Annotated in this window: 11 protein-coding genes; 3 read left to right on the forward strand and 8 right to left on the reverse strand. The window is 45.7% G+C overall.

Annotation, left to right across the window (positions count from 1 at the left end):
- Positions 1-26: 26 nt before the first annotated feature.
- The 6 genes from FEM55_RS21050 to ilvD form a co-directional block, all read right to left on the reverse strand.
- Positions 27-335 carry a nucleotidyltransferase family protein gene (locus FEM55_RS21050; protein WP_138283360.1) on the reverse strand — a complete coding sequence of 103 codons (309 nt, stop codon included), beginning with the start codon at positions 333-335 and terminating at the stop codon, positions 27-29.
- A gap of 111 nt (positions 336-446) precedes the next feature.
- On the reverse strand, positions 447-1,703 hold the full coding sequence (gene ilvA, locus FEM55_RS21055; protein ID WP_138283361.1) for a threonine ammonia-lyase: 1,257 nt from the start codon (positions 1,701-1,703) through the stop codon (positions 447-449).
- Positions 1,704-1,773: 70 nt separating this feature from the next.
- Positions 1,774-2,820 (reverse strand): ketol-acid reductoisomerase, encoded by a 1,047-nt coding sequence (gene ilvC, locus FEM55_RS21060; protein ID WP_138283362.1) that lies wholly within the window; start codon positions 2,818-2,820, stop codon positions 1,774-1,776.
- A gap of 68 nt (positions 2,821-2,888) precedes the next feature.
- A complete protein-coding gene (gene ilvN / locus FEM55_RS21065) occupies positions 2,889-3,422 on the reverse strand; it encodes an acetolactate synthase small subunit (RefSeq protein ID WP_138283363.1) in 534 nt (177 codons plus the stop codon).
- Positions 3,423-3,439: 17 nt separating this feature from the next.
- Complete coding sequence (gene ilvB / locus FEM55_RS21070; RefSeq protein ID WP_138283364.1) at positions 3,440-5,200, reverse strand: biosynthetic-type acetolactate synthase large subunit; 1,761 nt, start codon at positions 5,198-5,200, stop codon at positions 3,440-3,442.
- 57 nt (positions 5,201-5,257) lie between these two features.
- A complete protein-coding gene (gene ilvD / locus FEM55_RS21075; RefSeq protein WP_138283365.1) occupies positions 5,258-6,943 on the reverse strand; it encodes a dihydroxy-acid dehydratase in 1,686 nt (561 codons plus the stop codon).
- Positions 6,944-7,287: 344 nt separating this feature from the next.
- Between ilvD and murQ the strand changes: the two genes are divergently transcribed.
- Positions 7,288-8,097 (forward strand): N-acetylmuramic acid 6-phosphate etherase, encoded by an 810-nt coding sequence (gene murQ, locus FEM55_RS21080; RefSeq protein WP_308420233.1) that lies wholly within the window; start codon positions 7,288-7,290, stop codon positions 8,095-8,097.
- A 90-nt stretch (positions 8,098-8,187) separates the two neighbouring features.
- Here the strand turns inward: murQ and FEM55_RS21085 are convergent, their stop codons facing one another.
- Both FEM55_RS21085 and FEM55_RS21090 read right to left on the reverse strand, forming a co-directional pair.
- On the reverse strand, positions 8,188-8,976 hold the full coding sequence (locus FEM55_RS21085; RefSeq protein ID WP_138283366.1) for an NIPSNAP family protein: 789 nt from the start codon (positions 8,974-8,976) through the stop codon (positions 8,188-8,190).
- 108 nt (positions 8,977-9,084) lie between these two features.
- Positions 9,085-10,116, reverse strand: a complete 1,032-nt coding sequence (locus tag FEM55_RS21090; protein ID WP_138283367.1) for a PorP/SprF family type IX secretion system membrane protein — start codon at positions 10,114-10,116, stop codon at positions 9,085-9,087.
- Between the two features lie 281 nt (positions 10,117-10,397).
- Here FEM55_RS21090 and FEM55_RS21095 point away from each other — a divergent pair, with 281 nt between their 5' ends.
- Entirely contained in the window at positions 10,398-13,217 is a 2,820-nt protein-coding gene (locus tag FEM55_RS21095; RefSeq protein ID WP_229209364.1) for a PKD domain-containing protein, read from the forward strand.
- A gap of 99 nt (positions 13,218-13,316) precedes the next feature.
- A complete protein-coding gene (gene ruvB / locus FEM55_RS21100; RefSeq protein WP_138283369.1) occupies positions 13,317-14,342 on the forward strand; it encodes a Holliday junction branch migration DNA helicase RuvB in 1,026 nt (341 codons plus the stop codon).
- Positions 14,343-14,360: the final 18 nt, after the last annotated feature.

Genomic DNA, 14,360 nt, shown 5'->3' on the forward strand with positions numbered 1-14,360 from the left:
GTTTTTTCTGAATATGTTCCAGAAATTCAATCGTTGAAGGAGACATATTCTATATCTTTTTTCGCTTCGCGCTGTACAAACGAAGCCATTCCTTCCCAGGTTAGTAAATCAACTTTCTTATGCAGTATTTCTTCTAACAAATCCGCTAAACTCAGTAAGTTCCGATACGTTTTCATTCCAGCTTTAAATTCTACAACCAAGTCAATATCACTGGTTTCCTTTTGTTCTCCACGTGCAAATGATCCGAACAAACCTAATCGCTCCGCACCCAGACTCTGAATTGCTGACTGTTGATTTTTTATTAGCTGGAAAATTTCTTGCTTGTTCTGAATCATAAACTGGAATATGAATACAAATCAAAGGAATTATAAATATAACTGGTTTGGTTTCTATAAAGAATGAACCCGCATTTATACAACTATATTATAACACATATCAACTGTTTTTTACACCATAAACTGAAACAAATCCGGCTGATCGTTCAGGTATTCGTAAACAATGCGGTTTTCATCCATTCTTTCAATTAATGGAGCAAAATCTTCGCGGTTTTTCAGTTCAATGCCAACTAACGCAGGGCCTTGTTCCCGGTTTGTTTTCTTCACATATTCAAAACGGGCAATGTCGTCATTTGGGCCCAATACGTTCAGAAATTCACGAAATGCACCCGAACGCTGCGGAAATCGGATGATGAAATAATGTTTCAGTCCTTCGTAAAGCAGTGAACGTTCCTTGATTTCTTCCGTACGCGTAATGTCATTGTTGCCTCCGCTGATCAATGCAACCACATTTTTTTCTTTGATTTCTTCTTTGATAAAATCAAGCGCTGCAACGGTCAGTGCGCCGGCCGGCTCCGCCACAATGGCTTCCTCGTTATAAAGCTGTAAAATAGAGGAACATACCTTGCCTTCCGGTACAAGCAGGATTTTATTCAGACTTTCGCGACACACTTCAAAGGTTATTTCTCCTACCCTTCCGACTGCGGCACCGTCCACAAATTTGTCGATCTGTTTCAATGTAACCACCTGTCCTTCACCAATGGAATTATACATCGTCGGCGAACCTTCGGGCTCTACTCCGATCAATTTTGTTTTGGGAGAAAGTTGCTTGAAAACGGTGGAAATCCCGGAAGCAAGTCCGCCGCCGCCAATGGCCATGAGCAGATAATCAATCTTGAAATCAGCATCCTTGAATATTTCCAGCCCAACGGTTCCTTGTCCTTCAATGACCTGCAGATCGTCAAAAGGATGAACAAAAATGGCGTTTGTAAGTGTCTGATACTCTTTTGAAGCATAATACGCATCGTCGTACGTATCACCGACCAGATGAATTTCAATCCATTCCTTTCCAAATAACCTTACTTGCTTTACTTTCTGCGCCGGCGTGGTCGTCGGCATGAAAATAGCGCCTTTTACTTCCATTTTCCGGCATGCATAAGCAACGCCCTGCGCATGGTTTCCTGCACTCGCACACACGACCCCGGCTTTTAGTTCTTCCGCAGACATGCTCGCCATTTTGTTATATGCCCCTCTGATTTTATAGGAACGAACCGTCTGAAGATCTTCTCTTTTCAGGTAAATATTGGCCTGATACTGTTCCGACAAATGGGCGTTGTAAAATATGGGCGTATGATTGATAACTCCGCGGAGCCTTTCGGCTGCAAGGAATATATTGTCTAAAGTCGGCGTCTGAAGTGAAGTATTCATGAGTAGGAAAGAAAAGAGCTTTACGAAATTCGTAAAGCCCGGTATTTTCTGATATATGCAAATGTAACGATTAGCTGCGTTCCGGACGTAAACCGCGCACGGTTGAGCCAGCCTGCCACATTTCCGATTCACGCAGTTCAGCCAGTTCTTCTTCCAGCTTCACGCGGTAGTCCGGTTGCGAATTACGTGTAATGGAGATTTTAGCCTGCTCGCCGCTTTTTACAGAGTTGTAAAGTTGTTCGAAAACAGGTTTTGTAGCATCACGGAAAGGTTTCCACCAGTCCAGTGCTCCGCGTTGTGCTGTTGTTGAACAGTTGGCGTACATCCAGTCCATTCCGTTTTCAGCAACAAGCGGCATCAAAGACTGCGTAAGCTCTTCCACTGTTTCGTTGAATGCCTCGGATGGAGAGTGTCCGTTGGAGCGAAGTACTTCATACTGTGCAGCGAAAATTCCCTGAATGGCACCCATAAGCGTTCCGCGCTCGCCGGTAAGGTCAGACGTTACTTCACGGTAGAAATCCGTTTCGAACAAATATCCTGAACCGACACCGATACCCATTGCAATGCATTTTTCACGCGCTTTTCCGGTTGCATCCTGGAAAACAGCAAAGGAAGAGTTCAATCCTTTTCCTTCTACAAACAGGCGGCGTAGTGAAGTTCCCGATCCTTTTGGTGCTACAAGATATACGTCTACGTCAGCAGGAGGAACAATTCCGGTCTGATCTTTATACGTTACACCAAAGCCGTGTGAGAAATACAATGATTTTCCGGCAGTTAAATTTGCTTTAACGGTTGGCCATAATTCAATCTGGGCGGCGTCCGAAAGCAGGTAGCAAATGATTGTTCCTTTTGCCAGTGCTTCTTCCAGTTCAAAAAGCGTTTCGCCAGGAACCCATCCGTCTGCAACGGCTTTGTCCCATGATTTGCCGCCTTTGCGTTGTCCAACGATCACGTTGAATCCGTTGTCACGCATGTTCAGGCTCTGGCCCGGACCTTGTACGCCGTAACCGATTACAGCTATGGTTTCATTAGAAAGTACTTCGCGTGCTTTTTCAAGAGGAAATTCTTCACGGGTTACTACTTCTTCTTCGACCCCGCCGAAATTTAATTTTGCCATTGATTATTGGATTGGATTAATTTGATTTACTACGAATTAAAAAACAATACTACTAAATAATTACAGGATTACTGATAATACTCCCACTCCGCCTCCGGAAGATAATCCACAAGCGTTTGCGGCGACTTGCTCACCGCAACCCTTCCCGATCTTACAAATTCCAGGATTTCATGCGGTTTGATATAATCAAAAAATTCAAAGATTTCTTCTTCTGTTCCCGTCTTCTGGATAATGACGTAAGTAAGGTGCCAGTACACAACCCATGCTTTATAAACCTTGTTGATGGTTTCAATGTCCAGCGGTTTTGCACCGATCGGCGTAGAAATCTTGAACAATGCGATTTCGTTGTAAACAATATCGTTGTTGAGATAACCGAACACGGCAAGCACTTCTATTACTTTCCGGATCTGGCGCACCAGCTTTTCGACTGCATCGCGGGATTCGTGACGGATCACAATCGTAAAGCGTGAAATTCCCTTTCGTTCGGTTTCGGAAACGGTAAGGCTTTCAATGTTAATGCGGCGGCGTGTCAGGATTGTTGTAATCTTATTCAGAATACCAATCGTGTTTTCAGTAAAGACACAAATCGTGTAAGTTGTCATGACTACTTCTATTTAAATCATTCTAATCTGATATCGGCCACGCAAGCTCCTGTCGGAACCATCGGGAACACATTTTCTTCTTTCTCAACAAGTACTTCCAGCAAGTAAGGCTTGTCGGAAGCAAGCATTTTGTCCAAAGAATCATTCAGGTTTTCTCTGGCACCGCACGTATGTCCGTCGATTCCGAAACCCTTTGCAATCGTTATGAAATCAGGATTCTGAAGTTCCACAAACGAATAGCGTTTCTGATGGAAAAGCTGCTGCCATTGTCTCACCATTCCCAAAAAGTTATTGTTCAGAATGATGATTTTAACCGGCAATCCGCTTTGCGCAATGGTTCCGAGCTCCTGAATGGTCATCTGGAAACAGCCGTCACCGATCATCGCCACCACTTCCCGGTCCGGCGCGCCTACTTTGGCACCAAATGCAGCCGGCAACGCATAGCCCATTGTTCCCAGACCGCCCGAAGTAATAAATGAATTCGGTTTTTTAAACTCATAATAACGTGCGGTCATCATCTGATGCTGGCCAACGTCCGCAACGATCACCGCTTCGCCTTTTGTCTTATTGGAAAGCATACGGATTACTTCAGCCATTTTTATCTTCTCCGTTGTAGGAGCAAGTTCCGGCTGCGTAATCTTTTCATTTTCTATGGCATCAAATTTCTTGAATTCGGCACGCCATGCTTCATGCCTGTTCTCGTTCAGAAGCGGCAGCAGCATTTCAAGTGCTTTTTTCGCATCGCCTACAACCGGTGCATCGGCCTTTACAATCTTGTCAATTTCAGCAGGATCAATTTCGATGTGAACGACTTTCGCCTGCTTTGCATAACGGCTCAGATCCCCGGTTACACGGTCGTCAAAGCGCATTCCAATGGCAATAATGACGTCGCATTGATTGGTAAGCACATTGGTTCCGTAGTTTCCGTGCATACCCAGCCAGCCTACATAGTTCGGATGATCAACAGAAACAGAAGATAAACCCAGTAATGTAGACGCTGCCGGAACATCCGTCTTTTCGATAAACGCCAGCAGTTCCTGTTCTGCATTGGCAATTTGTACGCCATGGCCGACAAACAGAAACGGACGTTTTGCGGCATTGATCAGTTTTGCGGCAGCTTCCACCTGATGCTGCTTCGGAGCAAGGCGCGGGCGATAGCTGATCAGGCTTTCGCATTTTTTGTAGGAATATGATTTCGACATCAGCTCCTGCTGCGCATTTTTGGTTATATCAATTAAAACAGGTCCCGGACGGCCGGATTTCGCGATATAAAATGCCTTGGCCATGATCTCGGGGATTTCATCAGCCCTTGTAATCTGGTAGTTCCATTTTGTGATCGGGATGGTTATACCAATTACATCCGTTTCCTGAAACGCATCGGTTCCCAGCAAATGCGCCGCAACCTGTCCGATCACGCATACCATAGGCGTGGAGTCGATGATGGCATCTGCAATTCCCGTTACCATATTGGTAGCGCCCGGTCCGGAAGTAACAAGACAAACACCTACTTTACCGGTCATTCTGGCAAAGCCTTCCGCCGCATGTGCAGCGCCCTGTTCGTGACGGACCAGAATATGATTGATTTGATCCTGATAATCATAAATGGCGTCGTAAACCGGCATAATGGCTCCTCCGGGATAGCCGAAGATCGTTTCCACATCTTCCTCAATCAACGACCGGATCAGCGCATGCGAACCGTTGATAAGTTCAGGTTTGTCAATCGAAACCTTGGGCTCAGCGACCAGTACTGTTTGTGTTTGATTTTCATTGAATTCCATGACCTGTCTATTTATTTAGTCCGATGAATTTTCTGGATTTTGTATTGTCAGCTGCTGCTATGCCTCGTCTGTAACGCAGCCTTCACTCGCCGACTTTACGGTTCTGATATATCTTCCCAGCATTCCTTTTGTAAACCGTGGTGCAGGCTGCACCCATGCTGCTTTGCGTGAAGCCATTTCTTCGTCCGTGATATGCAAGGTAAGCTGGCGGGTATTTGCATCAATGCTGATTCTGTCGCCGTCTTTTACCAAAGCAATCGGGCCGCCGTCAAAAGCTTCCGGTGTAATATGTCCTACAACAAAACCGTGCGTTCCGCCTGAAAAACGGCCGTCTGTGATCAATGCGATTTTGTCTCCCAAACCTGCACCGATCACGGCAGAAGTCGGTTTCAGCATTTCCGACATGCCCGGGCCACCTTTTGGGCCCGAATTGCGGATTACAACAACGTGTCCGGGCTTGATTTCGCCATTTGCCAAAGCAGAAATAATTTCCGATTCGTGCTCGCATATTTTGGCTTCGCCGCTGAACGTCATGCCTTCTTTGCCGGTTATCTTGGCAACTGCACCCGTAGGCGCCAGGTTTCCGTACATAACCTGTATATGTCCGCTTGATTTCATTGGCTCTTCAAGTGGAAATACAATCTTCTGTGTTTCGAAATTCAGATCAGGTGCTTCCGCAAGGTCTTCAGCCAGTGTTCTGCCTGTTACCGTTACACAGTCTCCGTGAATCAGACCTTTGGAATACAGGTATTTCATCACAGCCGGAACGCCGCCGATTCCAAGCAGATCTTCCATATAGTATTTTCCGCTCGGCTTCAGATCCGCAATAAACGGAGTGCGGTCGGAAATTTCCTGAATGTCATCCAATGTCAGCGAAAGACCTGCCGAACGTGCAATTGCAAGGAAATGCAGTGCCGCATTCGTAGAACCGCCCAATGCCATAACCAAGGTCAAAGCGTTTTCAAGCGACTTTTTGGTGATGATATCCTTTGGCGTTATGTTCAGTTCCAGCAATTTTTTCATTGCGGTTCCTATTTTCTTGCATTCTTCCTGCTTGCCTTCATGCGTGGCCGGATAAGAGCTGCTGAAAGGCAAACTCAATCCCATCGCTTCTATGGATGCAGCCATTGTATTGGCCGTATACATGCCGCCGCAGGCACCTTGACCCGGAATCGAGTTCTGGATTACGCCTTTAAAATCTTCGTCTGAAATGTTGTTCGCAAACTTTTTACCCAATGCTTCAAATGCGGAAACAATATCCAGTTTCTGACCTTTGTAATGCCCTGAACGGATGGTTCCGCCATACACCATAATAGCAGGTCTGTCGAGCCTGGCCATGGCCATAACGGCTCCGGGCATGTTTTTATCACAACCTACAACGGCAATCACACCGTCATACCATTGGGCAGAAACTACAGTTTCAATTGAATCGGCAATAATATCGCGGCTTGGCAATGAGTAACGCATCCCGTCGTTGCCGTTTGTCATTCCGTCCGAAACACCGATTGTGTTGAAGATCAGACCGACCATGTCATTGGCCGTTACACCTTGCTTTACATAAACAGAAAGTCCGTTCAGGTGCATGTTGCAAGGATTTCCTTCGTAGCCCGTGCTGGCAATTCCGATTTGCGGCTTGGCAAGATCTTCTTCTTTCAGTCCGATGCCGTAAAGCATTGCCTGTGCGGCAGGATTTGTAACTTCCTGAGTAAGGGTTTTTGAAAATTTGTTCAGTTCAGTCGCCATTGGTGAATTTTTGTTATAAATAAAAACACCTCACTCTGTGCTGTGAGTGAGGTGTCAGATATATGCTGTCGTCTCACTCACGCCTTGGGCGTGACCAAAATGGATAAGAGCGTAATTGCAAACAGTTTCATAAGAATTATACTAGCAGTTAATAGCGGAATACTAAATTGCAGCGAAATTTCGCTAACTGTTAGTATTTGATACAAATTAGAAGGGTATCTTTTTATTTTCCAAACATTGACATGATTATTTGCTAATATTCTATGATAAATACCAAACTTATCTTTGGTAAAGAATAGTAATAGGAAAACATTTAATTTTGATTTATTAAAATCGCCATTCAAATGATGACAACAGAATCGCCTTCCAGTTATAATGATCTGGAAAAAATGAATATCAATGCTATTTTGACTTCTATCAATAAAGAAGACCAGACAGTACCGGATGCTGTTCAGAAAGCCATTCCGCAGATCGAAGCACTGGTTTCGCAGATTGTTCCGCGTATGCAGAAAGGCGGCCGGCTGTTTTATATCGGCGCAGGAACCAGCGGAAGGCTCGGCGTCGTGGATGCTTCCGAATGCCCGCCTACTTTTGGTGTTCCTTTTGATCTGGTTGTTGGAATTATAGCAGGCGGCGATACGGCCATTCGAAAAGCGGTAGAAAATGCAGAGGATGACTGGAATCAGGCGTGGATTGATCTTGCCAGTTATCAGCCTGATGAAAATGATACATTGATCGGTATAGCAGCCTCAGGAAGAACGCCCTATGTAATCGGCGGATTGAATGAAGCCCGCAAAGCAGGCCTGCTCACCGGGTGCGTTGTATGCAATGACGGTTCAGCAGTGGCAAAAGCATCGGAATTTCCGGTGGAAGTCGTTGTGGGCCCGGAATTTCTGACTGGGAGTACGCGGATGAAAGCCGGAACAGCCCAGAAACTGGTACTGAATATGATTTCAACAGCAGTGATGATCCGCCTTGGGAAGGTAAAAGGCAATAAAATGGTCGATATGCAGCTGACAAACGAAAAACTTGTAAACCGGGCCTTGAAAATGATTATCGATGAAATAAACGTGTCACCGGAAAAAGCGCAAGCACTCTTGAACGAACACGGAAGCGTACGGGCGTCCATTGAAGCATACGAAAAACAGATTTAAATGCTTAATGTAAATAATGAAAAGTAAAAAGGGATGAAATCAGAACATTGCTGCTGATCTTCATCCCTTTTTATTTAACAACTGGACTGACTAGATATCGGAATATTCAGCCGGATGTAAAAAAAGCGTTACATTTTTTGAAACATTGTTTTGGTATTCAGGCATGGACTTTACTTTCCCCCATTGCGCATCGTCACCAAATGATTTCCAGTGTGCATCGCGGGAAGCCTTGTCCGAAAATGTGGTCATGTACATCAGGTTCGGCATGGTTGCGCCGGCAATAACTTCTGCATAAAACACGGCATTGAAACCCAGACGGTCAAAGATACCCACTTCATCGCCATCATTGAACATTTTCACTTTATTGCGGTAAATCTTTTCCGTATGGCCTTCATAACTTCTCAGCTCGTAAATACGCTCGCTTTTCGGTGATGTCAGGTTCGGTTTTTTCATCATGGGCGCTTTTTCAAAAGCCTGCAGAATCGTTGATTTAATGCGTACGTAAGGCGGATTTTTGTACTCGGCATCAATGTAATCCTTTCCGGCTGAAAGGTAAGCCGCATCTTTTTCCAATGTTTTCGGAAGTGACACAAGCTGATCAAGTGATTTCAAAGGCGTAAAAACGTAAATCAGTTTTCCTGCGGATGTATCCGATTCAACGGGCATAAAAACACCGATATTTTTGATACCTACACGGTGCATGGCAGGAATGTAGGCATCTTTTAAATAGCTTTCTACACGTGCAAGTTGTTCCGGCCCTTTCAGCTGGTACATTTTTATTTCATAATACTCTCTTTTTGGCTTCGCTGCAACGGCATTTAAGGTGACCGCTAAAAAGAAAAGTGTAACGATAAGGTTTAGTTTGGGAAACTTAATCATGGAAATCAACAAATTATACATTATGGATAGTTTTTGAAATAAACAAAGACATTTGAACGGCTCGTTTACCCAAAAAAATCATACCTAAATTCATTGAACTGATTAAGCTCAGAACTTCGGACAGGAAAGCTGTCTCTTGCTGCTCTTGTGGCGTTTGGGTTTGGGATCAAGCGGAGCAAACACGTACGACAAGGAAATTTCATGCGCGCCGCCGCTGCTTGCGCCCAAAGTTGAAATCGTCAGGTCATAACTGTAACCGATTGAAAACTTATCCTGTCGGAAACCGGCAAGAAAGACCAGCGATTCGTGATTGTTTATGTTTTGCTCATATTTTTTAAAAGGAATACCGCGATACCATGCGCCTAGAACCAGCGGTTCAATGGTTACGTACATGCCGGCATCAAACTGATCGTATTTGCCCTGCTTTTTGTACATGATTGCAGGTGAAATCGTTTTTTCCTTGTCAATTTCATCACCCAGAAAAGTATAACCGGCAAATGGAATCCTCAAACCGGCCTGCAGACTGGCTTTTACCGGCAAACGCGCTTCGGACAAAGATGAAAAAGCCTGATTTGGCCGGTTTAAATGATGTGCTGAAACCCCGGCCCAGTACCAATCCGAATACAGCATTGCACCTGTTCCGAAGTCTGCATAAAAAACATTGGGGCCTCCTTGCGCAAACGGATCTTCGGAAGGATTTCCGGTAAGTCCGCCGTTGTCATACTGATCGCCGAACGTCAGCCCGAAATAATCGAGTGTGCGGGAAGCAAACCCACCCTGAATGCCGAGCCGCAAAGATGTCAGTTCGTTCAGCTGAATCTGATAGGAATATTGCAAGGCCAAGTCCGTTGATTTCAGGTTTCCCAAACCTTGGCTGTCCATGGTTACAAGCACGCCGAGCCCGCTGTTGTAATTGGGAAGAAATACATCTGCGCCAAACGTCGTTGTTACAAAATTCGCTGAAAGTGACGGCCACTGGTTCCGGTAATTGATCGTAGCTCGCGGTGCCAATGCACCGCCCGCCAATGCAGGATTAAGGTAAAGCGGATTGGCGTAAAATTGGGAAAACTGCGGGTCCTGACTCCAACCTTTCAGGCCGGACAGTGTCAGTATAAACAGGAAAAGTAAACGCTTGGTCATAAATTTTTATGGAATACCGCACTTCAAAAGCGGTTAGATAACAGGCAAAAAACAATTACAAAATTAAATTCACAAAATATCATCAAATTGCGTATCGATATTCAAATTAGAGTGCTTTTAACGACATTACCGCACAAAATTTTAATATTTTATTTTCGTTAGTAATGTCGGGTAAGCTGAATATCAAATGTGGTGGACAGGGGTGTTTGAACAAGTAACGAAACATGGGGCGATTTTATAATAAGTACAAACAAATATTTTATTCCGCTTTCTTTCTTTTATTGCTTTCAGCAGTATCAGTAAAAGCACAGGTTCCGTTTCTTGTAGAAGGTCAGTGCATGCAGAATCCGGATTGCCAGGCCGACTCGACTTCTTTCAGGGATACGCTGAGTACAGCCGTTGCGTGGCAATGGAGTTTCGGAGAAGGCGGCGCTACGGATACACGCCGCAATGCGCAGCATTCCTATCTTGCACCGGGATCATTTACAATAACACTTACGCGTACACTAGCTGGCGGAGGTACAGAAATAGTTTCAAAAGTTGTACAAATCGGTGAACTGCCGCCTTCATTTCAGGAATGGAAAACGGATACGACGATTTGCCCCGGCGATACGCTTATTCTGGACCCTTACCCGAACGGAGCACCTCCGGGCGCAAAATTTGTCTGGTACCCAAAAGGCGACACGACACAAACGCTGAATGTGGACAGTTCGGGCTGTTATTCCGTAGAAGTGATTTTACCAAATGGCTGTAAAATACAGGATCGTGTGAATGTCAAAATCTGTATGGAACCGGCCAATCAGGAAGGTGCCAAATGGTTTTTCGGCGGAAATGCAGGTCTTGATTTTTCGAACAGCCCGCCAACGCCGATAACAGACGGAAAGCTGAACACACCTGAAGGAACGTCGGCCATTGCCAACTCCAAAGGTCAGCTGCTGTTTTACTCTGACGGGATTACAGTTTGGAACAAGAACGGGGATGTCATGCCGTGCTTTTCACCGGGGAATTGCGCGCCGTTGAAAGGAAGCCCGAATTCCACGCAATCCGTTCTCATTGTGCCGCAACCGACCTGTAAAGGCTGCGAGTATTTATTCAATGTTTTTACAACTTCAGATATCAACGGCGAAAAGCTTCTGACGGTAAGTGTTGTCGATATGCGAAGAAACAATGGCCTCGGCGCTATTATTGAACAAAATACAACCTTGCAGCAGCCTACAACCGAACGGATCGTTTCAGCCCGTAACGATCGCGACAGTACTTACTGGGTTATTTCTCATGATTACGGGACCAATAAATTCCGGATTTTTCATGCAACAACAGGCGGACTAGTGGAAACAAGCGCACCGGAACTGGGTATGCCGCACGATACGCCGACCGAAGCCGAAGGCTACATGAAATTTTCCTCTCCGGACAGTACGACCGGCCAGCGCAGACTGGCTGTGATTGTGCCCGGACCGCCTCAGAATTATGTAGAGCTTTTTAGTTTCAACGATTCGACGGGCGTTCTCACTTATGACAAAACCATTGATCTCGGGCCTGCGCCACCTACGGCATACGGTATTGAATTTTCACCAAGCGGTGAAAAAATGTATATTTCTTTTAAAGGCGGAAACGGAGCAAGTTCTTATTTAAAGCAATTTGACCTTACTCTGCCCGACAGCCTTCTGGAAGAAACGGCCATCACCATTGACAGTTCGGCCACCCGTAATTTCGGTGCGCTGCAGTTTGCTCCCGACGGTAAAATTTACATGGCCATTGAAGGAAGCGAGTATCTGGCCGTTATTGGCGAGCCGGAAGGAAATTCACTGACCGGCGTGGATTACGAAAGAGACGGCGTTAATCTGGGCGGGAAAGTCAGTAAGCTGGGTTTGCCGAATATGGTTCAGGATTTTACGCAGGAATCGTCCGGACCCGGTTTTGAAGCGGATGGATTTTGTACCAATGAACCGACGACATTCCAGGCCAGCCCCATTTGTGACCCGATAGAAGATTCGTATCAATGGGATTTTCTTGGAAACGGCAATTTTACCGCTCCTTCCAAAGAGCAAAAGGCTACTTATACTTATTCTGAACCGGGAACGTACATGGTTGCGCTGCGGGCAAGCAACAAGTGCAAGGATACGACGATTGTTCAGGAAGTAACCATTTATGAAACGCCGCCGCAGATTAATCTGGGCGCGGATAAAGATACCTGCGGCAATTTTGTTCCGCTGGACATGAATGTGCAGGCCGAGGTTTATGCCTGGATCCATCGCGGAAGGGTTGTAGGAAGGCAGAAGACCTACAATGCAGTAGCAACAGGAAGATACATTGCAGTGGCGTTCAATGGTCCGGAAGGCGAATGTTTTTCAGCCGATACCATTGAAATAACACTCCGCAAGCCACCTGCATTTTCAATTGGGCCGGATACAACCTTGTGCCGCGACAGCTCCATACTCTTGTCCGTACAAAGTGAAAGATGGATTGAGTTCAACTGGAGTACTGGCGAACAGACCAGAGGTATCACAGTTGGCCAGCCCGGCTCCTACTTTGTCATTGTCAAAGACAGAAATGATTGCTTCAATTCCGACACGATTCAGGTTGGTGAACTGCCTTCGCCGATCATTAACCTTGCGCCCGAATATGCCATCTGTATTCCGGACGGACAATCCGTTGTGCTGGACGCCAATGGTCAGGGGCCATTATCCTATAACTGGCCGCATTCCGGAGACACAACGCGAACGGTCCTTGTAAATCAGGAAGGTACTTATACCGTAGAGGCAACTAATAAAGAAGGCTGCGTTGCCCAACAGACAACCAATGTCATTGACAGATGTGAACCGCGGTTTTTTATTCCGGATGCATTTACGCCGGACGGAGAAGGCCATAACGAAATTCTGGAAATTTTCGGAGCTTATTATACCAATTTCTCGATCCGGATTTATAACCGCTGGGGAGAAGTCATTTATGCTACAAACAACATTGAAGACCGCTGGGACGGGACTTACAAAGGTGTGAAAGTACAGCCGGGAAGTTACCCGTATGTGCTTTCATATGAAAGCCAGTACTACCCGGAACGCGCTCCTTATGTAAAGCGCGGCTCTGTAATGATCATTCGCTGATCCTTCTTTTTACGGATAAAATTCGTTATTTTTGATTAAAATCATTTCGGTATTTGCAGCTTGAAAGCTGCAAATACCTGTTAATTTTTACAAACTATTATGCGCCAGGATTATCTGTCCGGAGATAAAGAACAGCTTTCCAACACGGAAAAGGAAATCGAACGTGCATTGCGTCCGCTGACCTTTGATGATTTTACAGGACAGGACAAAATTCTTGAAAACCTGAAAATATTCGTTCAGGCTGCACGCCAGCGCGGTGATGCGCTGGATCATGTTTTGCTGCACGGCCCTCCAGGGCTGGGAAAAACAACTTTATCCAACATCGTAGCCAATGAACTCGGTGCAGGAATAAAAATTACTTCCGGCCCGGTTCTGGATAAACCAAGCGATCTTGCGGGTCTGCTGACCAATTTGCAGGAGCACGACGTCCTTTTTATAGATGAAATCCACCGCCTGAATCCCATTGTGGAGGAATATCTCTATTCAGCCATGGAGGATTATAAAATTGATATCATGCTCGACAGCGGGCCCAATGCGCGCAGCATTCAGATCGGTCTGAACCCGTTTACGCTTATAGGCGCTACTACGCGTGCAGGTATGCTGACTTCGCCATTGCGTGCCAGATTCGGCATTAATGCCCGTCTTGAATATTATGATGCTGAGCTTCTGGCAACTATTCTAAGACGTTCGGCGGCTATTCTGGGAACGCCGCTGGACGAAGATGCAGCTTATGAAATCGCTCGCCGAAGCCGTGGTACGCCGAGGATTGCCAATAACTTGCTTCGCCGCACACGTGATTTTGCACAGGTGAAAGGAAATGGAAAAATCACCGTTGCGATTGCTGAAATGGCTTTGCAGGCACTGGACGTTGACCAGAATGGTCTGGATGAAATGGATAACCGGATTTTAAGCACAATCATAGAAAAGTTCAAAGGCGGCCCTGTCGGAATTTCCACCATTGCGACGGCTTGCGGAGAAGAAGCAGAAACCATTGAAGAAGTATATGAGCCGTTTCTGATCAAGGAAGGCTATATGAAACGAACTTCGCGCGGCCGGGAAGTTACCGAGAAGGCTTTCAAGCACTTAGGAATACTTCCGCGCCATCGTTCCGGAGAATTGTTTTAGCAAAAAAATACAATCTTG

It is taken from the genome of Dyadobacter sediminis, assembly GCF_005860765.1.
Taxonomy (GTDB): domain Bacteria; phylum Bacteroidota; class Bacteroidia; order Cytophagales; family Spirosomataceae; genus Dyadobacter; species Dyadobacter sediminis.

Excerpts from the sequence above, each read along its gene's own strand:
- FEM55_RS21085 (WP_138283366.1), bottom strand. The coding sequence starts at position 8,976 with ATGATTAAGTTTCCCAAACTAAACCTTATCGTTACACTTTTCTTTTTA.
- ilvD (WP_138283365.1), bottom strand. The coding sequence starts at position 6,943 with ATGGCGACTGAACTGAACAAATTTTCAAAAACCCTTACTCAGGAAGTT.
- murQ (WP_308420233.1), top strand. The coding sequence starts at position 7,288 with ATGATGACAACAGAATCGCCTTCCAGTTATAATGATCTGGAAAAAATG.
- FEM55_RS21050 (WP_138283360.1), bottom strand. The coding sequence starts at position 335 with ATGATTCAGAACAAGCAAGAAATTTTCCAGCTAATAAAAAATCAACAG.
- ilvA (WP_138283361.1), bottom strand. The coding sequence starts at position 1,703 with ATGAATACTTCACTTCAGACGCCGACTTTAGACAATATATTCCTTGCA.
- ruvB (WP_138283369.1), top strand. The coding sequence starts at position 13,317 with ATGCGCCAGGATTATCTGTCCGGAGATAAAGAACAGCTTTCCAACACG.
- ilvB (WP_138283364.1), bottom strand. The coding sequence starts at position 5,200 with ATGGAATTCAATGAAAATCAAACACAAACAGTACTGGTCGCTGAGCCC.
- FEM55_RS21090 (WP_138283367.1), bottom strand. The coding sequence starts at position 10,116 with ATGACCAAGCGTTTACTTTTCCTGTTTATACTGACACTGTCCGGCCTG.
- ilvN (WP_138283363.1), bottom strand. The coding sequence starts at position 3,422 with ATGACAACTTACACGATTTGTGTCTTTACTGAAAACACGATTGGTATT.
- ilvC (WP_138283362.1), bottom strand. The coding sequence starts at position 2,820 with ATGGCAAAATTAAATTTCGGCGGGGTCGAAGAAGAAGTAGTAACCCGT.